17 protein-coding genes and 1 tRNA gene are annotated in these 21,348 nt (G+C 49.7%); 8 read left to right on the top strand and 10 right to left on the bottom strand.

Translation table 11 applies throughout. From position 1 onward, the window contains the following. Positions 1–233 precede the first annotated feature (233 nt). The 6 genes from Pan241w_RS25190 to Pan241w_RS25165 all read right to left on the bottom strand — a co-directional run bounded on the left by Pan241w_RS25190 (position 234) and on the right by Pan241w_RS25165 (position 6,547). Positions 234–307: transfer RNA gene (locus Pan241w_RS25190), tRNA-Arg, on the bottom strand. 308 nt (positions 308–615) lie between these two features. Then, the gene (locus tag Pan241w_RS25185) at positions 616–1,014 is read right to left on the bottom strand and encodes a hypothetical protein (protein ID WP_198000144.1); all 399 of its coding nucleotides are present in this window, start codon (positions 1,012–1,014) and stop codon (positions 616–618) included. Between the two features lie 492 nt (positions 1,015–1,506). Beyond that, entirely contained in the window at positions 1,507–1,794 is a 288-nt protein-coding gene (locus Pan241w_RS25180; protein ID WP_145221283.1) for a hypothetical protein, read from the bottom strand. A 320-nt stretch (positions 1,795–2,114) separates the two neighbouring features. Further along, positions 2,115–3,047: a fumarylacetoacetate hydrolase family protein gene (locus tag Pan241w_RS25175; protein ID WP_145221278.1), complete on the bottom strand. Its 933-nt coding sequence runs from the start codon at positions 3,045–3,047 to the stop codon at positions 2,115–2,117. Between the two features lie 150 nt (positions 3,048–3,197). Further along, positions 3,198–5,417 (bottom strand): ABC transporter permease, encoded by a 2,220-nt coding sequence (locus tag Pan241w_RS25170; protein ID WP_145221274.1) that lies wholly within the window; start codon positions 5,415–5,417, stop codon positions 3,198–3,200. After that, positions 5,414–6,547 (bottom strand): HlyD family secretion protein, encoded by a 1,134-nt coding sequence (locus Pan241w_RS25165; protein WP_145221271.1) that lies wholly within the window; start codon positions 6,545–6,547, stop codon positions 5,414–5,416. The genes Pan241w_RS25170 and Pan241w_RS25165 overlap by 4 nt, the downstream gene beginning before the upstream one ends. A 590-nt stretch (positions 6,548–7,137) precedes the next feature. Between Pan241w_RS25165 and Pan241w_RS29945 the strand changes: the two genes are divergently transcribed. Then, positions 7,138–7,689, top strand: a complete 552-nt coding sequence (locus Pan241w_RS29945; protein ID WP_198000143.1) for a type II secretion system protein — start codon at positions 7,138–7,140, stop codon at positions 7,687–7,689. Between the two features lie 498 nt (positions 7,690–8,187). After that, positions 8,188–9,024 carry an OmpA family protein gene (locus tag Pan241w_RS25155; protein ID WP_145221266.1) on the top strand — a complete coding sequence of 279 codons (837 nt, stop codon included), beginning with the start codon at positions 8,188–8,190 and terminating at the stop codon, positions 9,022–9,024. Here the strand turns inward: Pan241w_RS25155 and Pan241w_RS25150 are convergent. Genes Pan241w_RS25150 through Pan241w_RS25140 form a run of 3 tightly spaced genes read right to left on the bottom strand, consistent with a single transcriptional unit; the run spans position 9,021 to position 12,718 of the window. Beyond that, a complete protein-coding gene (locus tag Pan241w_RS25150) occupies positions 9,021–10,661 on the bottom strand; it encodes a hypothetical protein (RefSeq protein ID WP_145221263.1) in 1,641 nt (546 codons plus the stop codon). The two genes, Pan241w_RS25155 and Pan241w_RS25150, sit on opposite strands and share 4 nt — an antisense overlap. Next, entirely contained in the window at positions 10,658–11,290 is a 633-nt protein-coding gene (locus Pan241w_RS25145) for a MarC family protein (protein WP_145223511.1), read from the bottom strand. The genes Pan241w_RS25150 and Pan241w_RS25145 overlap by 4 nt, the downstream gene beginning before the upstream one ends. 27 nt (positions 11,291–11,317) lie before the next feature. Next, a complete protein-coding gene (locus Pan241w_RS25140) occupies positions 11,318–12,718 on the bottom strand; it encodes a sulfatase (protein WP_145221260.1) in 1,401 nt (466 codons plus the stop codon). 115 nt (positions 12,719–12,833) lie between these two features. Between Pan241w_RS25140 and Pan241w_RS25135 the strand changes: the two genes are divergently transcribed. Both Pan241w_RS25135 and Pan241w_RS25130 read left to right on the top strand, forming a co-directional pair. Then, positions 12,834–14,291 (top strand): neutral/alkaline non-lysosomal ceramidase N-terminal domain-containing protein, encoded by a 1,458-nt coding sequence (locus tag Pan241w_RS25135; RefSeq protein ID WP_145221257.1) that lies wholly within the window; start codon positions 12,834–12,836, stop codon positions 14,289–14,291. A 30-nt stretch (positions 14,292–14,321) separates the two neighbouring features. Then, on the top strand, positions 14,322–15,305 hold the full coding sequence (locus Pan241w_RS25130; protein ID WP_145221254.1) for a Gfo/Idh/MocA family protein: 984 nt from the start codon (positions 14,322–14,324) through the stop codon (positions 15,303–15,305). Positions 15,306–15,328: 23 nt separating this feature from the next. On the opposite strand, the gene Pan241w_RS25125 is transcribed toward Pan241w_RS25130, so the two are convergent. Beyond that, complete coding sequence (locus Pan241w_RS25125; RefSeq protein WP_198000141.1) at positions 15,329–16,570, bottom strand: lactate racemase domain-containing protein; 1,242 nt, start codon at positions 16,568–16,570, stop codon at positions 15,329–15,331. A 227-nt stretch (positions 16,571–16,797) separates the two neighbouring features. On the opposite strand from Pan241w_RS25125, the gene Pan241w_RS25120 reads away from it, so the two are divergent. The 4 genes from Pan241w_RS25120 to Pan241w_RS25105 all read left to right on the top strand — a co-directional run bounded on the left by Pan241w_RS25120 (position 16,798) and on the right by Pan241w_RS25105 (position 21,324). Next, positions 16,798–17,385: an RNA polymerase sigma factor gene (locus Pan241w_RS25120; protein WP_145221248.1), complete on the top strand. Its 588-nt coding sequence runs from the start codon at positions 16,798–16,800 to the stop codon at positions 17,383–17,385. 131 nt (positions 17,386–17,516) lie between these two features. Then, positions 17,517–18,071 carry a PspA/IM30 family protein gene (locus Pan241w_RS25115; protein WP_145221245.1) on the top strand — a complete coding sequence of 185 codons (555 nt, stop codon included), beginning with the start codon at positions 17,517–17,519 and terminating at the stop codon, positions 18,069–18,071. Positions 18,072–18,532: 461 nt separating this feature from the next. Further along, complete coding sequence (locus Pan241w_RS25110) at positions 18,533–20,035, top strand: helix-turn-helix domain-containing protein (RefSeq protein WP_145221242.1); 1,503 nt, start codon at positions 18,533–18,535, stop codon at positions 20,033–20,035. Positions 20,036–20,262: 227 nt separating this feature from the next. Then, positions 20,263–21,324 (top strand): BPSS1187 family protein, encoded by a 1,062-nt coding sequence (locus Pan241w_RS25105; protein ID WP_145221238.1) that lies wholly within the window; start codon positions 20,263–20,265, stop codon positions 21,322–21,324. The last annotated feature ends 24 nt before the right edge of the window (positions 21,325–21,348 follow it).

Here is a 21,348-nt window from a genome sequence, read left to right as displayed (position 1 = left end):
AAGTTGATTGTGCACAGAGAAATGAGCGAATCAAGCTACGTTTGATTACTATTATGTTTTTCAATCAGCAAACCAAAATTTGATCGCTTAACAAATCAAACTCAAATCTGAAAATACCTGACAATTGAAACTTCCCATTAGTGGGGGGATAAGTGGGGGGAATGCAAAAGGCCTTCGCCGGGGTGACGAAGGCCTTGTAGTTGTAAGTGGTTTTCTCAGCGTGAGATAAGAAGTACACCCCGCAGGGTTCGAACCTGCAACCTTCGGTTTCGTAAACCGATGCTCTATCCAATTGAGCTAGGGGTGCCTATCCCCGATGGGGAAAGGGTATTCTAGCGAGGCGGTTCTCCCTTTTAAAGCCTTTCGCAAGCAGGATTTGAATCTTTTTCGTAGCTCCAGGCCAGATTTGGGGCCTCAAACCGGGTTTCAAATCGCCTGAAAACCGGTTCTGGCTGGATTGTCTCCCCTTTTTTTAAGATCAGGGGCTCTCTTTGATTCTTTAAGACACCCGGGTTAGTGCTCTGGTTCCCGGAAGCAGAATAAAAAAGGCTCTGTTCATGAAGAACAGAGCCTGAACACTTTCAAACCGTATTGAAATCGGAGTCGAAGCCGAATTTAGTGATGGCCGTGATGACCATGGCCGCGATGTCCGCCATGATGGCCGTGACCGCGGTGACCACTTCTGTAGCCGCTTCGGTATCCGCCATAGTACCTGCCGCCGTATCCGCGGCCGCCACTGTAAATTCCGATCCCGAATGAGGGACTGCTATAATAGAAGCCACCCGATCCATATGAGGGATAGGAATTATAATAGCCGCCGTAACTCGGATAGGAATAACCGTAGCCACCATATCCGTAGCCTGAATAGCAGCCACCTGCCTCGGCCTGTTGAGTTGGCATTAACAACAGGGTGCCCCCCATTACCAGCCCCATACAGAGAACCAGTTTCAAGGCCTTTGATTTTTTGTTCGGTTTTGACTGAGCCTGGTCAACCGCATCTGTTTTGCTTTGCATCGTTTCTCTCCTTGGAAAAATGAATCAAACTGAGTGCTGGCTTATTACTGAAAAGCGTCCTCGCTTCGTGTCAGACACTCGATTGCAGTACGGTTGAGATTCCATCACTCATCACCTACTTATCCGTCTGCCGTAATGAGAAGAAACGCGAGAATCGTGCCAGAACGATGCCTTTTAAGTAGCATTTACATAACTCATTAAGTTATAAAAGCTTAAGATGCGAAGCTTTTTCAGGTCTGCTCAACGAGAGCTGAAAACCGTCCCGAAAACGCATCAACTGACATCAAACTGAGGACAGGAAAATCGAGACGTCAGGCAGGAACTGCCGAAGGAGGGGAAATAAAAAAACAAGCCTCTCAATCAAATGATCGGGCCAAACCAAATGAATGAGAGACTTGAGAAAACGTGCCAATTTGTTTGTTCCTGAGAACAGGAACCGGCCCGACAAGATCAGCTAAAACCTGATCGAGGCGGAATTATTAAAAACATGGATTACCATCCATAATAGAAACCGAAGCCGGGTGTATAAAAACCGGCACCATTCCCGCGGTAATAGTAGTTGTTATACCGGCGGTTGTATCTGTCATACCTGTTGGAATATCGGTTGTAGTAGTTTCTATAACGTCGACCTGCGTTGCGGTAATCCCGTCTTGCCTGACGGTAATTCCGTTCAAAGTGTCGTTGATAACTTCGGTAACGCGGTCTGGCCTCACTGGTATTCATTGCGCCTACAAGTAAAACACTACACGCCAGCGTGGCGATCGTCAGTGCACGTTTCATGGTCTTGTCTCCTTGATAAGAACCGTGTTGTCTGCCTGCATTCCCGATTGAACGAAAGCAGCAACCCATATTTTTTCGTTTGTCTTATCTCAGGAGAAATGCAACAGATGTGCCATTTGCGCAGCATTTAAGGTGAAACGACATAAATCATGTCTCAGATTAGGCTTAAAAAGCAAATTTTTCTCAAGTTCTAAAAACCAGCGCGCAGAACCTGTTGTAGAAATGAGAAAGGTGTGGTCGAAAGGAGAACAATCAAGCCGTTCTACTGCCAGTAACTCTCATGATACATGATGCTTCGTGCCGTGATGTAGAAACGACATTCAGACGACCGGATTTTTCAAGACGCCGATCTGTTCAATCTCAGCGTGCAGTTCATCGCCGTTTTTGAGGAACTTATTCTTCGAAGCGCCAACACCACTGGGGGTTCCGGTGGAGATGATGTCACCTGGTTCAAGCTGCACAAAGCTGGAAATGAATTCGATGATGGCGGCGACGGGGAAAATCATTTCTGCTGTCGAGGAATCCTGTTCTACATTTCCATTGACTGCCAGTTTCATTTTGAGTGTCTGCGGATCTTCGATTTCGTTGGCAGGAGTGACGCACGGTCCCATCGGACAAAACGTGTCGTGCCATTTTCCGTGCAACCAGTCAAAGAAGCCATCTTTTTCGCGCTGGGTGCGTTCCGGATTCGGTCGGAATTTTCGATCGGAGATATCATTGATGACGGTATAACCGGCGACGTAGTCGAGTGCCTCTGCTTCCGAGACGCCTTTGCAGGCTTTGCCGATGATGATGCCCAGTTCCAGTTCCCAGTCAATATGATCGGGAGAGACTGCGGGAATTTTGACCGGCTGTCCGGGATGCGTCAGCGTTGTGGTGGGCGGTTTCATGAATACATAGGGAAATGTTTTTTGCCGTTCCTCTGCTTTGCCGCCCCCCTCTTCGATATGTTTGGAGTAGTTGCCCGCCAGCAGCAGGAGTTTGGACGGATTGGGAACGGGAACCAGCAGCTCAACATCTTCGATCGGAATGGACATTGGAAACAGTTCTTCATCCATCGATTGCTTCAGTTGTTGTTCGATGGTCAATATTGTTTCGTGTTGTGTGCCTCCCGGGAGGAATGGAATGAGGCCTGCCTGCTCGTCCACGTCGACTCCTGCCATTTCTGCAGCAGCACTCAGTGGGATGATCGTGTCTTCCGAGTAGAACCCACAAGAAATCGTATTTTCAATCTGGTATCGACATAATCTCATAATTTGCAGGCTCCTGTAGGGAGAGATCAAAGTGGTGTGAATGGATGAGGGACAATCGTATTTGCTGCGAGACCGTGGAACCAATCCACGGGCGTTGATTTCATTATTATCCTACCGATTTTTTTGCAGCAGACCAATTCTCAGGTCCCTTTATGATAGCTGCTTTTGGAATCTCTTTAAACTGATGCCAATAATTGCAATGCAGCATAGAGTGAGTCCTATGATATGCGGCAGTAAATCGGTGATATCGGCACCACGCAAAACAATCCCCCTTAGAATTTCCAGGAAATAGGTGACGGGGATAATGAAGGTAAAGAGATAAATAGGGAGTGGCATCTGTGAACGCGGAAACATGAAGCCCGATAACAAAACGGAAGGCAGCATAATCAGAAACGCGAACTGAACCGCTTGCAGTTGTGTGCGGGAAACGGTGGAGACTAACATTCCCAGTCCCAGGCCACAAACCAGAAACAACAGGGACAGCACTAATAATTCCCAGAGAGATCCATGAATGGGAACGCCAAAAAAGAAGACCATGACGGTTAATACGATCAACGTTTCGACAAAACCAATCAGCGCATACGGAACCAGTTTTCCCAGCATCAACCCGGATTTACTGACCGGAGTCACAAACAATTGCTCCAGCGTTCCCAGTTCCCGCTCTCTGACGATTGCGAATGAGGTCAGAAACAGCGTGACCAGCTGTAAAATGATCCCCACCAGCCCGGGCACAAAGAAGTGTGAACTCTCCAGATCCGGGTTGTACAACAGTCGCGGCCTGACTTCGAGCGGTAGCGCCGCTGCGCCTTGTGCATCGCGGGCAGGGACCCTGGGCAGAGTCTCGGCAAACTGTTTCGCCATTTGGGTCGAGAGATTCAGCCCCAGGAGATTGGAAGCGTTCAACGCGGTTGTTGCGACCTGTGAATCGCTGCCGTCAATCAGTACCTGGACAGAGACCTGCTCCCCTCGTAGCAGTCGATCCGAGTAATCGGGAGGAATGATGACTCCGACTTTCGCTCTACCCGACTGGAGCGCGTAGTGAAAGGCATCCTCATCAAACACGCGTTTGATAATCTCAAATGTACGCGTATTGGCAAACGCGTCTCTTAATTCGCGCGCACTGGAGCGTCCATCCAGGTCATAGATGACCGTCGGGATATTTTCGATTTGCGTATCAATGGCAAAACCAAAAATGATCGTCTGTAACACCGGAACAGCAAACACGAACAGAAGCGTTGCCGGTTCGCGACGGACGTGCGAAAATTCTTTGACCAGAATCGCCCAGAAGCCTGCCATGAGACCTGCGCGCGCAGGAGCCGGCTTTTTCCTGACGAGTTGGTCTTCCGAGACGTCTTTCGATTCTGTCGGCTCGGGGCTCTTCGGTTTCGGGCAAACTTCTACTGGTGTCTGTTTCGAGCGATCTATATCGTGATGATTGAGTCCTTCTGCCCGGCTTAACGTGACAAAGACATCTTCCAGTGACGGAGTAATCGGTCTGATCTGAACGGATTTATCTTCTTTCTGTATCTGCTCGATCAAGTCCGTTTCTGATAAACGCTGGTCTGCCAGCACATGAATAGTTTGTCCGAAGAGTGTTGCATCCCGCACGCCCTCTAATTCGCGAAAGGTGGCCAGTTTCGTGGCGGGGTCAACCGTTTCAATTTCAAATCGCGAGGTCCCCTCGGGGGTGACGCTGGGCAGATGTTTTAATTCATCCGGTTTGCCGCAGACAATCAAGCGTGAATCGTAAATGTATCCGACATCGCTGCAGCGTTCGGCTTCATCCATATAATGTGTAGTGACAAACAGCGTGACACCCTGCCCGGCCAGATCAAACAGGAGGTCCCACAAATCTCGCCGCGCGACCGGATCGATACCTGCGGTTGGTTCATCCAGAAACAGGACCTGCGGTTCATGGATCAGGGCACAGCCTAACGCCAGACGTTGCTTCCAACCGCCGGACAAACTGCCGGCCAATTGATCCAGCCGATCGCCCAGCGATGTCAATTCGATGATTTCCTGAAATCGCTGTTCCAGTTTCTCGGGACTGAGTCCATAGATGCGACCATAAAATTCAATATTTTCCCGCACACTCAAATCGGAATACAGACTGAAACTCTGCGACATATAACCAATCTGGCGTTTGATCTGTTCTGCATCATGTGCGACGTCAAATCCTAAGACGTGCGCCGATCCTCCTGTGGGCTGCAGCACGCCGCACAACATGCGGATGATCGTCGATTTGCCACTCCCGTTCGGGCCGAGTAAGCCGAAGATAGCGCCCCGTTCGACTTCAAAGCTCACCTGATCGACGGCGCGGAGTGAACCAAAATCGCGCGTCAGTCGATTGAGTTGGATCACAGAACTCATGGTCTGGAATCCTTTTTGTCTAACCAGACATCCGCCGACATCCCCGGTCTGAGCAATTTATCCTGATCTTTGATTCTGACTTTGATGCGAAACACCTGTTTGGAACGTTCTTCGGGAGTCTGTACATTGCGCGGCACAAACTCAGCCTGACGTGACACAAAGGTCACACGTCCTTTGAAGACTTTGTCAGGGTAGCTGTCGATCGTCACATCCACTTCCTGATCGACGTGAATATCCAGATGATTTTCGGGAACATAGCAACGCACCCATAAATGATTCCAGTCCAGGATCGAAATGACAGGAACATTACTGCCGACCAAGTCCCCTGGCTGTAAAGTGACCGCTTCGATTGTTCCATCGAGAGGAGAAAACACTTTCAATTCCAGAATCTGATCGTCGATGACCTTTAACGCCGCTTCCGCTTTGTTCACAGCGGCTTCAGCCTGTGCGATGTCTTCGCGGCGATTTCCATTTTTCAATAATTGCCAGGCCTCTTCAGCCTGTTTTAACTGGGCGCGGGCTTCATCAATCTCTTCTATCCGTGTTCCTTCTTTTAATAAATCAAGGGCCTTCTGTCGGACCTCTTTTCTGGCAGCGGTTGCCTGCAGTTCCGTGTTCGCTGTATCTAACTCGTCTTTCGAGGCCGATTTTTTGGCGAAGAGTGTCTCAATCCTCATGTGTTTTGCTTTTGCCAGTCGGTACTCTGCATCCGCCAGTTGCAATTCTGCGACTGCAGAATCGATCTCTTGTTGTCGGGGGCCGTTCACTAATAATGTTAGCCGTGCTTTGAGCTGGTCAACCTGAGCTTGGGCTTTGGCAATTTCTTCGGTTCGAAAGCCTGCGACGAGCTTTTCATAATTGGCCTTTGCTTCGGCGAGTCCTGCGACTGTTTCGGCGCGTCGCTCCTGTAAGTCAAAGGGTTCCAGTTCAAACAGCAATTCACCTTTGGACACGGATTGGCCTTCTTCGATCAGGACCTGTTTGACTCGTCCTCCCACGCGGGAACCGGGACGGATGTCATCTGCTTCCAGAAAGCCAGAGACTTTCAAAGGTACATGCCGATTCTGACTCAGAATCAAGGCGACGATCAACGCTGCCGCTAAGACTACTAATCCCAGAATTCGTTTCAAGTCTGTCTCCTCATCGCGATCAAATAGAAGAATCTTACCGGCTTTCGCCGGTTTGATTGGTATGCACTGAAAACAGTTTATATTACAGGAACCCGAAACAATACAGTAGTAAGCCTGTCTTCTGTCTGTGAGTTTGTGCGCGAAATGATCCGTCTACTGTCAATCTCCGGCTGAAACGGTGATTCCGGTGAGGTCGGGTTCAGCCTTACACCAGTCAAACATTGCCGGTTGATATTTCCCGGAAATCAGATTGCACAAGAATCGGGCATCCCAAAAGTCTGGCTGTGATTGTTTGATGAGTCAAAAAATAAATTCTGGTTAAACCGTCAGTCAATCCATGCTCTTATCTCATGGTACATTCACAACATAGGTGTTTTGTAAGAACGCCAGGGTCAGTCAGATATCCGCTTTGGCACGTGATTCGCTTCGATTCTAAATCACGATAATCATCAAACAGCAACATTCTCTTAAACATGTGCCCTTATAACTCCGGGCGTTCAAAGTATGTGCTCGAAACTGTTTGATGAGCATATTGTCAATCTGTTTAATAAGGAGAGATGGTGAGTGACTTCCCATCTAAGAAGAGAGGAATGAAAAGAGGCTTTACCCTAATCGAATTAATGGTGGCTATTGCAACAATAGCCGTTCTCATCGCTTTGTTGTTACCTGAAATTCAGAAGGCACAGGACGCCTCCTTGAAGCACAAACAGCAAGAAGGTCCTTATTGGGTCTACCGTGAATATGAGTATGCTGGTGGCCCCGTCATTTCCGAAATATCAGGCACCTATAAGCATTCACTCCAGGAAATTCTGGATATGTATGCGATCAATTTAAAACAGGAGCAAAAAGAAAACGCCTTGGCGTTACAGGCAGAAACTGATTCTTCAACTGAACCTGCTTTTACCTCAGCACCTGTCGATGGTGTCGCCGTGGAAGACCCAGTCTGGCAGGCAGAAGATCTTGCTGTAGAGGGAGTTCCAGAATTAACGAAAGCAGAAAAAATCCGCAAGACAAAACGGGCTCTGAAAAATTTCAAGCTGGATCTGTCTCAAAACAAGGCTTCCCTCGTTGCCCGAAGAAATGTGGTAGAGGCGATTAAGCTACTGGAACAGGATTTGAAACGGCTTCAATCAGAGCCTTAATTTGCGGAAACGGTTTTCGTTACTGCAATTGAATATACTCTCCAACAAAACAGGTGGCGTCTGGCTCGTTGTCAGGCCTCACCTGTTTTTGCTTTTTACTCCTGTTTTTCCACCAGGCGCAGCTTGAATCTGGGCTTTCTTTGTAGATATTTCAAACTCTTAAAATCTGTCTTTTTTTGATCATGTTGCTCTTGGCATAAAAAAACAGACGCGTTATAAATCCGCTTCTGTTGGCTTTTGAATGAGTAAACCTCTCTCACTTCACACTACAAATTCAATTGCCCAGCAGGATATGCAATCGCATGTCACATCTCAAAAACCTACCAACCCATTAAAATTGATTTTTATTCCATTCATCTTTCCTTGAATCAGCCTGGCTTTTCAAGACTGTGTGAATTTTCATGGAATGTCTGCACTCAATCTGCGATGACATTTTTATGAAGACTTGCGCAACTGGAATCGTGATTCTATTCAGAGTGAGATAAAGGAGCACCGAAGATGCCCATCATCGTACGGGTATGCCTGCTTAGTGCAGTGTGTTTATTTACTATGACTCAGACAGCCTGTAAACGCGGACCGAATGCGCAGCTGCGTCAGAGCATGTATCGTTCGCAACAGCTTTACGATCAAAACATGGAACTGTCCATGCAGCGTGATCAGTTTCAGCAGTCGGCGAACGCACTGCAGCACGAACGCGATCAGCTGGCAATGCGCGCCCAGTCGCTGGAATCGAATTTGAACATCGCCAATAAGCGGCTCGACAATTTGAATTCTGAACGTTCTGAAATGCAGCAGCGCTATGTAAGCCTGATGAAAAAAGCAAAAGGCCAGCCGAGCCCACTGGATGGGGAAGCAACCCGTCGCTTTCAGGAACTCGCAAACAAATATCCTGATTTCGAATTCGATCCGCATACCGGCGTCAGCAAATTTCACTCAGACATTCTGTTTGATTCCGGCAGTGATGTTCTCAAGCCTTCGGCCAAAGAGATCCTGAATCAGTTTGCCGCAATCATGAATGACGGCAATGCATCACGCCTGAATGTCCTGGTTGTGGGGCATACGGATGACAAGCCGATTTCGAAAGCAAATACGCAACGTCGCCATCCTACAAACTGGCATTTATCCACGAACCGGGCGAACTCAGTCGTTCTTTCACTTTCCAAATTTGGTGTGAAACAGGGCCGGATGGGTTCTGCTGGTTACAGCATGTTCCAACCTGTTGTACCTAACGCAAATAATTCTGCCCGGCAGAAAAATCGCCGCGTCGAAATCTTCGTACTCGCTCCGGATGCCGTCGTAGCAGGCTGGGACCCAAATCCCACACTACTCCACTAATCGGTGTTCCGATTTTCAAAACGTAAATGACTTCCCGGTAATGGCTCATCATGTGTCTGAATGGTGAGCCAGCCGACCGAAGTAATTAGCGTAGCGATCAGAATGATTGAAGCGAGTTTTGTAAGCGGGCTGAGTGACCAGCGTCGATCAGACCAGGGGAGTCCTTGTTCGGGCAGCCCTTGATCGCTTTCTTTCAGTCTCACCGCAAGCAGTGTGCAGAGCGCCCCGGTGATCCAAAAAGAAGTCTGGACGAGGAACACGGATCTTTCTGCCAGGCGAGGCAACGCTTTACTGAAATCGCCTGCGAGTGACATCCAGAGAATTAATAAGAACAGCCACTGCGCGCGACCCAGGTTCGAATCGGGGACCAATGCCAGCTTCTGACCTCTGGCTTCCCAGATCGCAGCGATGATTGCCAACGAAAGCAGCAAGCCCACGATCAGAAACCAGAACCCCGCGGGCAGATTCCAGAACTCTTCGGGAATCCATTTTTCTTTCTGCCACTGAATGACATTTTTGTGGAGATTTTTCCAGGGGAGAATCACCAGGAGAAAAATCAGTCCGACGAAATTCATGCCCCGTGCGGTGGAATCTTCTTCGGGAGCAGCGAGGACTCGTGAGTATACTTCTTTTGAGTCAGCTACATTCGGTTGCCGGTCCTGGTCTGACTGCTGGGAAAGCAGGCTTTGCGCGCCCCAGCCGATGCCGGCCCCCATGACCAGACCGAAAAACTGTTCCATCCATTTCCAGTAATCAAGACCTTGCAGCATCGGCCAGCTTCCCAGAATCGACCACTGGCCGCGACCGAGCATATTGATAAAGTCTCCGAGCAGAAAACCGATCCCGCCAAACAGAAACCCATACGCGGACAAACGCAGCGCGACAGTATTCTGTTCTCGTTTCAAATAGAAAACGAGTGCGAGATAAAGGCCGATGCATCCCGCCCAGTTATCACCGCGCGGGGGAGTCATTCTTAAACCCAGAACAGGTGTTAGGATGAAAAAACCGGCTAACCAGCCAAGTGAAAGCAAGAGTAGAAACCGGCAGGGGCGGTGAAAGTCTGGCTTGGTGCGATACAGCATCAGGAATAACAGTGCCGCGGAAACTGCGGCAACCCAGTCGACATCGTAGGAGTTCCCGAGTTCATGCAGGTATCCTGACAGTCCGCTCAAATCCATCGCCAGCCAGAAGACCCAGAGAAAGCCGAGTGGAAAGGAAAAACGTTCCAGCTCTGAACGTTTCAGCGTGAGCGCTAACGCTAGAATACCGGCTCCGATGCCGCCCCAGAGGGCGCCAATTAAAAACAGGCTGGCATAACCATAGGTGACATCAATCAACTCTGAACCAGCCGTGTATCCAATCACGCGACCGTAGCTCATCTGGCCGCCGAACGCCCAGCCGATCGCACCGAGAAATGCCATGATCGTGGCCCGGTTCCACCAGTCGGGACGGCGGGAAGTAAGACAGACAGCTAACGCGACCAGAGCACCGGGGACCATGGCACCGGCCTCGTGACCATAATTACCTCGGAACCCCCAGCCAACCGACATCGCCAGAGCGGGCAGCAGAATCATACTCAAATGATGCGAATTTCGAATGAGCGTCCCCTTGGTTCCGGGTTGGATTTTCAGATTCAACCAGGTATTTGAATATCGAAGTACGATTTAATTCCGCTCAAAACACTATCGACGGCTACGGAAGCCAGAATCAGGCCTCCGATTCGACTGACGACGCTGGCGCCCGAATCGCCGATCAATTTTTGAATGGGACCGGCTAATAATAGAAAGCCTAGAGTAATCAGCAAGACGGTTAACATGGTCAGTGTGGAAATCAGTTGTTGACTGATGTCAAAACGATGGTTGTCTGTGATTAAGACGACCGCCATCATTGCGCCGGGAGAGGCGATCGACGGTATGGCGAGGGGGAAGATGGCTTTACTTTGATGAGCATCCACTTTATGTGATTCTTCGATTTCCGCTTCCGGCTTGCTCTCACCAAAGATCATGGTCAAGGCAAACAGAAACAGTACCATCCCGCCGGCGATCTGAAAGGCGGCCAGTGGAATTTCTAATGCGTCGAGTAATAACTGGCCTCCCAGGATAAATACAATCAAAACAATGGCTGCGGTCAGAATGGCCCGGTATGCAATATGTCGCTGTACTGCAGGACTCGTCCCGGAAGTGACGGCGATAAACACCGGGATGGACCCAATCGGATCGATGACGGCCCAGAGGTATATAAAATCCTTAAGAATATCTTCCCACATCATGTTCTATCTCGACTTCCGTTTCTATTAATCGTTGGATTCATTCCCCGAACGATACTGAGGATTGGGTTCTGAAGGGATTGCCGCTCGAACCTGTTTCTGCCAGTCATGCAGCGCCGTTGCTAATTCCTTTACTTTCTCGGGATGGCTGTCTGTCAAATTCATCGTTTCGCTGATATCGAGCCGCGTATTATAGAGTTCCCGATGTCCGTCTTCAAAGAACTCCAGCAATTTCCAGTCGCCTTGTCGAATCACAGAAACCGGTGTTGTTCGAAAACGTTGTTGCATGCCTTTGTATTTTTGCAGATAAGCGGGAAAGTGCCAGAACAATGATCGCGTTTTCAATTGACTTTGTGGATCTTTCAGCAGGTGAACCAGGCTTGTACCGTCCAACGCATATTCCTCCGGCTGGGGTATTCCTGTCATTTCCAGCAGAGTGGGATAAAGATCCACGTTAATGACTGGTTCCTCACTGGCGCTATTCGCTTTTGTGACCCCGGGCCACTTCACGACCAGGGGAACGCGAATGCCTCCTTCATACAACATGCCTTTGGAACCGCGTAACGGTTGCATGCTGGTCGCTGGTCCGTAGCCGCCGTTATCAGAGGTGAAAATGATGATGGTATTTTGCTCCAGCTGTTGTGCTTTCAATGTTTCCAAAACGCGACCGATACTTTCATCCATGCTCTTAATCATTGCAGCATAGGTTGCATGCTGATGAAGTTTTCCTGCGGGCTTGGATTGGAAATATTCGACGTCCGCCTGTTTGGCTTGTAGCGGCGTATGCACGGCGTAATGTGTCAGATAGAGAAAGAAGGGAGTGTTTGCATTGGCTTTGATGAATTCGCAGGCTTCATCAGTCAAACGATCGGTGAGATACTCCCCTTTCCTTCCGTCGGCGAGTTGTGGGTTTTTATAAGGACTGAAGTAACCGCCGCGCGGGCTGCCCGTCGGGTTGCCGGCGATATTGACTTGAAAGCCTTGCGAGAGTGGCGACTTTCCCAGATGCCATTTCCCGACACTGGCACAACGATAGCCGGCTTGGGAAAGCGTGTCAGCGATCGTGATAAATTTATCGTCCAGTACCGTTTTGTTTTTGGCAGGGACCAACTTTCGATAACGGTGATTTCCGCGTGCGGGATCTCCGACCGTGTAGACTCCATGCCGGGGCGTGTACTGACCTGACATCAGACAGGCACGACTGGGCGCACAATTGGGGGCTGCTGAGTACGCGGATGAAAATCGCATCGATTCTTGCGCCAGTCGATCAATGTGGGGCGTCTCAAAGAAATCGCTGCCCATAAAGCCGACATCTCTCCAGCCCAGATCATCGATAAAGAACAGCACGACATTCGGTCTGTCGGTAGAGGCGACAGCCGGAGTCAGATTCCAACAGAACAGCAAGGCGAGAACCAGGAAACGGCGCATCTTGTTCCCTTCCACAGAGAAAATGAGTGGTTTTTCTTCAGACGATTGTTTACGATGAAACGTAGTGTTTATTCTAGACTCCCCCCTGCCTCCTGTCATTCCAGTGAGTTAATTGATGTTCAGAATCGTGCATATTCTCTCTATCGTACTGCTTTCCGTTTCCAGCACCATGTTTGCCGCGGAGACGGATGAGTTCAAAGTCGGTCTGGCTTCTGTGGAAATCACGCCGCCTGTCGGCTATCCCCTGAGCGGTTATTATCACGAACGAAAAAATACAGGCGCGCTTGACCCGCTGCAAGCCAGGGCGATGGTCTTTGCACAAGGTGAGACCCGACTGGCTGTCATCGCCTGCGACATCCTCGGCATCTCGGCAGATCTGGCGGGACTGGTACGAAACCAGATCGAATCTCAAACCGGAATTCCCGGCGAACAGGTTCTGATCTGCGGTACGCATACGCATACCGGCCCCGATTATGCCAATGATCTCTGCCGCTTTATTCTTTCTCAGCAGGGTAAAACACCGAAGACAAAGCCCACCTCTTATCCGGCAGCACTGGTGGAAGCGATTGCCCAGTCGGCCGTGGATGCGAGTCAAAATCTGAAATTACTCCAGTTATCAACCGGTTCTGGTGAAGAAACAAACGTGGCCTTTAATCGCCGGTTTGTCATGAAAGATGGAACCATCAGCACCTGGGCTAACTTTCGAAACAAGAACGTCGTTCGTTCTGCAGGTCCCATCGATCCGGAGCTGGACATTCTGATGTTTCGTTCTCCGGAAGGAAAACCCGTTGGTGCTTTGAGTGTCTATGCCCTGCACCTCGATACGACGGGTGGAGACAAATGCAGCGCCGACTTTCCCGCTTATCTGGAACGCATGTTGAAATCGGAACTGGATCCCAAATTCTTTTCCGCCTTCGGTGCGGGAACCTGCGGCGATATCAACCATGTCAACCCGCGTGCGAAGGAACGCAACCGGCCGGACTTTATCGGCAGTCAGTTAGGCAAAGCATTTCTGACGGCGATGAAAGATTTGCAGCCAGTCAAACCCGATCTGGCCTTTGGACGGTCTGTGCTGCAGATTCCGATGCAGTCCTATTCCCGTGACGATTTAGCAGAAGCACGAGCCACCATTAAACGCATTGAAAACAACGAGAAAATTCCGACGCTGGAAAAAGTCAAAGCGTTTAAAATCATATATCTGGACCTGCTGCAACAGGGTTCTATAGAAACGTTGTTTACCGATCCGCAACGAAAACCTTCCGTGAGTCTTGCTGGAGCGGGGAAAACGATTCCGATTGAAATCCAGGTCTTTCAGATTGGTGAAGACACGGCCATCGTTGGATTGCCGGGCGAGGTCTTTGTGGATCTGGGGCTGACGATCAAACGTCTCTCTCCTTATCGTCAGACGATTGTCATTGAACTCTCCAACAGTAATGATCCGGTTTACATACCAACCCGACTCTCTTATCAGGGAGGTGGCTACGAGCCGATGAATTCGGTTATTCAGCCGGGAGGGGGCGAAGAAATGGTGGCCGAAACCATCCGGTTACTCCGTGAAGTGAAATCCAAATAGTCTGGGACACTCCCTCAAAGGAATCGTATCGTGAAGAAAATCAAAGTCGGGCAGATTGGCGTCGGTCATCCGCATGCAGGCGGAAAAATGCAGGCCTTTCGCAAGTCGGGCGAATACGAAGTCGTGGGGGTGGTTGAACCTGATCCCAAGCTGCGTAAGTATGCAGAATCGACGGGCATTTATCAGGGGCTCCCTTTTCTGACGCAGGAACAACTGCTGAATATCGATGGCTTGCAAGCGGTCGCTGTAGAAACACTGGTGCCCGATCTATTGACCACAGCTGAAACCTGCATCGCCGCGGGTAAGCATATTCACCTGGATAAACCCGCAGGCCTCTCGTTGCCGCACTTCAAACGAATTCTGGATCAGGCTGCCCAAAAACATCTGCTGCTGCAGATGGGGTACATGTATCGCTACAATCCCGGGATGGTGTTGCTCCGCGACTTGCTGAAAAAAGGCTGGCTCGGCGAACCATTTGAGGTACATACGGTGATCAGCAAAAAAATGGATCCCCACAGCCGTGCAAAACTGGAACCACAGCCGGGAGGCATGATGTTTGAGCTGGGTTGCCATGTGATTGATCTGGTGGTCCAGATTCTCGGCAGGCCGGAACAAGTCACGGCGTTCTCACAGCATGCTTCTGACATTGATGACACGTTGCAGGATAACATGCTGGCGGTCTTCAGCTATCCGAAAGCACTGGCGACAGTCAAATCGAGTTGCAATGAAGTCAACGGCTTTGATCGCAGACACATTGTCGTGTGTGGCTCAGAAGGTACCTTTCATCTACAGCCATTCGGCAGGCCGGCTGCCAGTTTAACCCTGTCCAACGCGAAAGGAAAATTCCGCAAAGGACAGCAGGACATCAAGTTTGACGGCTATACGCGCTACATTGACGACGTGGCTGATATGGCGCGGATCATCCGCCGCGAAAAGGACATCGATTTTTCGTACGACCACGACTATCACGTGCAGGAAACGGTCCTCAAAGCAGCAGGCTTACCCGTAACCTAAAACAGAGCGTTCGCTTATTTGTCCTATTCCTGCTTGAGTTGCCCGTAGGCATGTTGCGCTGAGGCGATGAAGGAAACGGTTTCGTCTGTCTGCAGCAGCCGTTGTACTTCGGCTTCATCTTCGAGCGGTATGATAAACAACTCTTCGACATCATCGCTGCTGGCTTGACTCAACAGGCAGATCAAAGCCCAGTCCCCGGTGAGCGCCATTTGCGTTGCCGCCACGAGATCGCCGGGCTGTTTATCGCGCAGTGGCTTGATTGCATCCAGTGGTTCATGGCAGCTGGAAAGAATCTGCATGCCTTCACCGAATTCGGCTTCGATTTGAGTCAGCAGAACAACGCGACCATCCTGCGTGACCAGATTGCGAGCTGTTTCCAGAACTCGGCCTAACTGATTCCACTGGTGTCCCGCCGGACCATTTTCAACGGCAAGCACAACCATTTCTGATTTGTATTCTGGTTCCAGTTTCCAGGACTGATCCAGAAGCTCCTTCGCTTTTCGGAAGGAAGCTTCCAGGCTGCCAAAAATGATTTTGGAAATCTGCAATCCGCCAGCAGGGATGACCTGCAGGCTATACTGCAAGCCCAGCATCCAGCCCACTTCGTCAATGAGCTGACGCAGCGGACGACTTTCTTTGGGAGTGAGCTCTCGGTGTGATTGTCCTCGGCTTTTGACGATGGCTTCCTGTGAAGAAAAGCCGGGATAGATGGAACTGCCTCCGCCGGCATAGCCAATCAGCGGATCAAAGCTCACCAGTTCAATGGGGAGGATGAAATCGGCTTCGAGTAAATGTTTCGAGAGATAAATCCGCTCGCCCCCGGCCGAAGTCCCCAGATAGCCAAGTGCCTCCTGATCCTCGGGATCGTGAATGATCCACTGTGCCTGTTCCTGGAGTTCTGTTGTGATGGCGCCTTTTAATGTTTGATGCAGTTCAGGATCGCCGGATTGCGTTTGCAGAATGGTGACGTCGCCAGCTTCTATGCCACAGTCGGAGAGGAACTCCCAGACGGCATTGATGATTTCGCTGATCGCGGGAACCTGGAAATCAATGGCGATGGTGAGTTTGTCACCCGGAACGACGGCTAAATCAAGTGGGGGAAGTTCCAGAGGATTTTTCAGCACCTGCTCTGTTGCCTGTAATACGTTTGCTAACGGCTCTGGTGCCTGATGGTACCAGATCAGCCGCTCTGGATCGATTTCACAGCGAAATTCCCCGGTAAAGCCGTAGTTCAATTCGATTTTGACAGTTTCCGTAGTCGACACAACAATATCCTGCGGTACTCAATAGCTGCTCACAATAGTCCGTGACGTGTAGAAGTTTTGCTGATTTTGCTACTGATTTGAGTGAAAAGTAATTCAACACTGAAATGTTAGCGGTTTAGAGGTGAATTCTACAGGATATCTGATCACAATATTAGAATATCATTCTAGAAAGCAGTGATGCGCCGGTTTGCATTTAAGACCGCCGTGTTTCCAACGGAAAGAACACCATGAACGAAGACGATCAATTGATGATTCGCATTCAAAGTGGTGAGCTGCGCGCCTTCGATGAACTGGTAGAGAAATATCAGGGCCCTCTGATCGGCTTTTTTTTCCGTAATACGCGGGATTCCCAGCTGTCCGAAGACCTTTCTCAGGAAACGCTGTTACGGGTTTATAATCAATCGTGGGACTATCTGCCTCAGGGGCGCTTCCGGGGCTGGATGTACCGCGTGGCGCGAAATCTGTTGATTGACAATATTCGCCGCCGATCACACGATGCGCTGATCAAGGCTTATACCGGTAAAAAAGCGGATGAAGACGACTCGCTGAATCGACTGGCCAGTGAAGTGGTTTCGCCGGAAGAGAAAGCCAATATCAAAGAACTGGCATTGATTGTAGATGAACTGCTGGGAACAATTCCGGAAGACCAACGTTTAACCTTTACCTTACACCATTATTCTGAACTGACACTGAACGAAGTCGCGGATGTGATGGAGACCAATCTGGCGACCGCCAAAAGCCGCTTACGGCTGGCCCGAGAGAAATTACGAGAAAAATTGAAGCTGCTGGGAGTGACGGGGCCGCAGCGGAATTAATCAATTAATTTAATTATTGAGATCTCAAGAAATAAATGAACCCGACAGTCGCGAATTGCGTTGACTCAGCCAGGGCCTTCGAATTCGCGTTCTTTTCATGAACCATTTACTACAGTACGGAGAAGAGGGGAATGAGCTATTTTAGTCGGCTCACTGACATTGTAACCTGTAATCTGACTCATTTACTTGATAATGCCGCTGATCCTGTCAAAGAGATTGAGCAGATTATTGCGGAGATGAAAGAAGGCCTCGCAGGCGCCAATCGAAGTGTCAAAACAGCAACCGCCAATGAACAGACAATTCAGAAAGAATTGCAGGAGCATCAACAGCAGATTTTTCATTGGAAAGAAGCAGCCAAAAATGCGTTAGCCACAGGGGATGAGGCAGAAGCCAGAAATTCACTCGTTCGCAAACAGGAAATCGAAGATCTGATGGCGGGTCTCGAACAGCAACATCAGGCTGCCGTGGCGACTTGCGAACATTTGACAACCACTTTGCATGCCCTGCAGGCACGATTAGCGGAAGCAAAACGCAAGCAATTGGAATTAACGGAAAAAGCAGGACTGTCAGAAACTTCCTCACAAGCCACCATTGAGACACCCGACGAAGACCCCACACTCGCTCCCTCCCGCTCCGAACAAATTGAATCTGAGTTAGCCGCATTGAAGCGGGAACTGGGGCAATAAGTGTCCTGCCTGTCCTGGTCCGATGCTAAGTGAAATGATCGATTTTGCCCTCTCCCCGAGGACGGTCCAGCCATATTCCGTATAACCTGTTTAATCGGTCTGTTTTAGGGAATCAGTACCGGATAAATCTGAACAAATGGTTCGCTCAAGAATTGTTGCATAAGAACGTTCGATTCGGCAAGAAGGTACTTGCAACAGACCAGTTCTAATTTAGAATAAAAATAGATAAACAAAGGGGTTCTGAAAAACTTCTTGATCCTAAATTCTGGTTCTCACCGGGATTCAAAAAGAAGTGCTGAATGTCGCTGACATTATTAAAAGAACCCGTACGTTCTTCGCAAAGGCGTTCGTCTACTGAGTTTCAGGGTTGATACGACTGAAATTTCACAGGCCAGCGTCCGATGACGATAAACACATCCTCAATTCTCAATTTACATCATTGATGTCGGAGTCGCGCCACAATGGCCAAAAAATATCTCAACCTCGAAGAAGCAGCAGCACAGCTGGGAATGGAAAAAGACGAATTAAACCGCTTGAGAGAAGCGGGTGACATTCGCGGATTTGCAGACCGAGGTGCATGGAAATTTCGCATGGAAGATATCGAGGAATTAGGTCGATCCCGTCAGGCTGATTCCGATCCCGCGATTCCCTTGTTTTCTGAAGAGGAAGACGACGATGATTTGTTCGGTTCCGCGATCCTGGAAGGGGATGAACTGGATGAAAACGCGGAAAGTGTCATCGATGAAGATGAAGTCGGTGAGCAGGCGACTGTGATTCGAGGAAGTGTCCATGACGATGATGATGAGCCTGTTGAACTGAGCAGTTCCGACAGCGATGTGCGTCTCGTCGTTGATGATGGTGATGACCTGACTCTGGATAGCGAACCTGAACTGGTTGCTGTGGGAGAAGATTCCGATAGCGATGTTCGTTTGACCGAAGACTCCAGTATCGATCTTGGTAGTGACAGCGACGTGAAACTGGTCGATGCCGATTCAGAACCTGAATTTGATATGCTTGACCTGGATTCCGGCAGTGACAGCGATGTAAAGCTGGTCGCCGATGATTCCAATATCGCAGGTAGTGAAAGCGACGTGGCTCTGATCGCTGATGAAGACTTTGATCTCGGCAGCGATAGTGATGTTGCTCTGGTTTCTGATGAAGCGAACGACTCTTCCATTCTGGCAGAAGACAGTGGCATCTCGCTGGCATCGGATAGTGGCATTTCACTCGCCGGTCCTCTGGATAGTGGTATTTCACTTGAAGCAGCAGATGAAAGTGGAATTTCCCTGGTAGATGATGATGCGAGCGGTATCTCGTTGGAAGACGACACTGGCAGTGATATTTCCATCACCGCAGATAGCGGGATTTCTCTCGAACCATTTGATGTGGAAGACGTCGATAAGACCGTTCCGATGATGTCTGCTAATAAAGACGCCACTCTGGAAATTCCCGCCTTGGACGATGATGCAGACAGTAGTTTTGATCTGTCCGATTCAAGTGCAGATACCAGTGTGTTAATGCTGAATGAAGACGACGACATGGGAGGCTCTTCTGGTTCGGTCATTCTGGATTCCGACGACGAAGACAGCGAGTCTGCGATGTTCGAGGATGATGATGATTTCGCCAGTGACGATGCCATCTCGGATGTCTTTGATGATGAAGACGAAGATGACTTCGACGATATCTACGACGCAGACGACGATGATTTCGATGACTCGTTCCAGAGTGGCGAAAGTCACGCCGAGTTTGTCGCGCCTGCCTCATTTGGTGGTCGAGGCGCTGCAGCCATGGCAGCACCAGAACCAGAGTGGGGGGCAGGCACCTTCGCGGCGCTGATCGTTTCCACGGGATTGATGCTCGTCTGCTCCATCATGATGTACGACTTGATTCGCACCATGTGGCATTACGACGATCCCTCCAGTGTCAGCTCAATGTTCCTGGATACTTTTGGCGGGTTGTTCTAGGTCCTGGTAAATCTACATTCATAATCATAAGCGCGACATACGCTCTTCTGGATGTGTGTCGCGTTTTTTTGCGCGCGTCTCATTTCATTTGCTGGAATTTACTCTTTTTTTAAGTTCTCATCAGATGGATGGATGGGAATAAGGAATCGTGCAGCCTGCGACTATATAATAAAACCCTCGCGACGTATTACCTTCTTGTTCTCCCCGTTTAATTCTGGTGAAAGATCATGCATTCGAAATCGCTTTGTCTTCTCGTGTTATTGTCTCTGGTCACTGTCGGCCCGCTCAAGGCAGATAACAAACGGCAGCTTCGCTATTCAGGACCCAAGCGGCAGGAATACAAGTTAACAGCTCGCGCCAGTGAAATTGATCCGAAGGCCAAAGAGCATCCGGAGATCGATTTTGTTTTCGAAGCGAAAGGCAAAGTTCAGGATCTGGAACATGCCGTCGTTGATACCCGCGTCAAACCGCGAGGCAAGCTGGTGATCTGGCTGATGGGATATAACAGCCAACTGTTCGATCGCCTTTCCAGCTACGGCCTGCATGCAATTCAGGTGCATTACGCCAACCGCTGGTTCTCCAAGATCTGTCGCGAGCAACCTGTGGGAGAAACGTGCCGGGGTAACGTGAGGCTCGAAGCAGCAACCGGTGAAGATTTCAGCGACCAGGTGGAGATTCCTAAACCGGATGGCATGAAAGAACGCGCACTGCAGTTTGTGAAGTGGCTGGCGAAAAAGAACCCGCAAGGCAAATGGGATTATTATCTGACGCCAGATGGCAAGGACCTTCGCTGGGAAGACGTAATTATGGCAGGCAGTTCGCATGGTTCCACGACTGCGGCCCGATTTGCCAAACATCAGAAGGTCGGTCGCGTCGTCATGTTTTGTGGTCCGCGGGATCAGTTGCAGAACTGGCAGTCACTTCCTTCCGCGACACCCAATAATCGTTACTTCGGTTTTTCACACGTACTGGATGGCGGCTGGACCGCAGATCATTACTGCCGTTCGTGGGAACTGATCGGCCTGCATGAATTTGGCCCAATCGTCAACGTCGATCAAGCAAAGCCTCCCTATGGAAACACACGGCGGTTGATCACCGACTTTGATGTGAAAAAGAATACTCGCCGCGCCCATTCCTCCGTCGTTCCCGGAGGTAATGCCGGCAAAGATGCGAAAGGCAAGTACATTCACGAAGATGTCTGGAAGTATCTCTTCACGCACCCGATCGAAAAGACAGGCAAACCGGTTCCCATGGATCCGGGCTGTAACAAGAATCAACGCGAGAGTTAAACCTTGTATTAAAATAAAGGAAGC

It is taken from the genome of Gimesia alba (genome assembly GCF_007744675.1).
GTDB lineage: Bacteria > Planctomycetota > Planctomycetia > Planctomycetales > Planctomycetaceae > Gimesia > Gimesia alba.
Note: the sequence above shows the minus strand (reverse complement) of the source record. Positions and strands in the feature narration are given on the sequence as shown.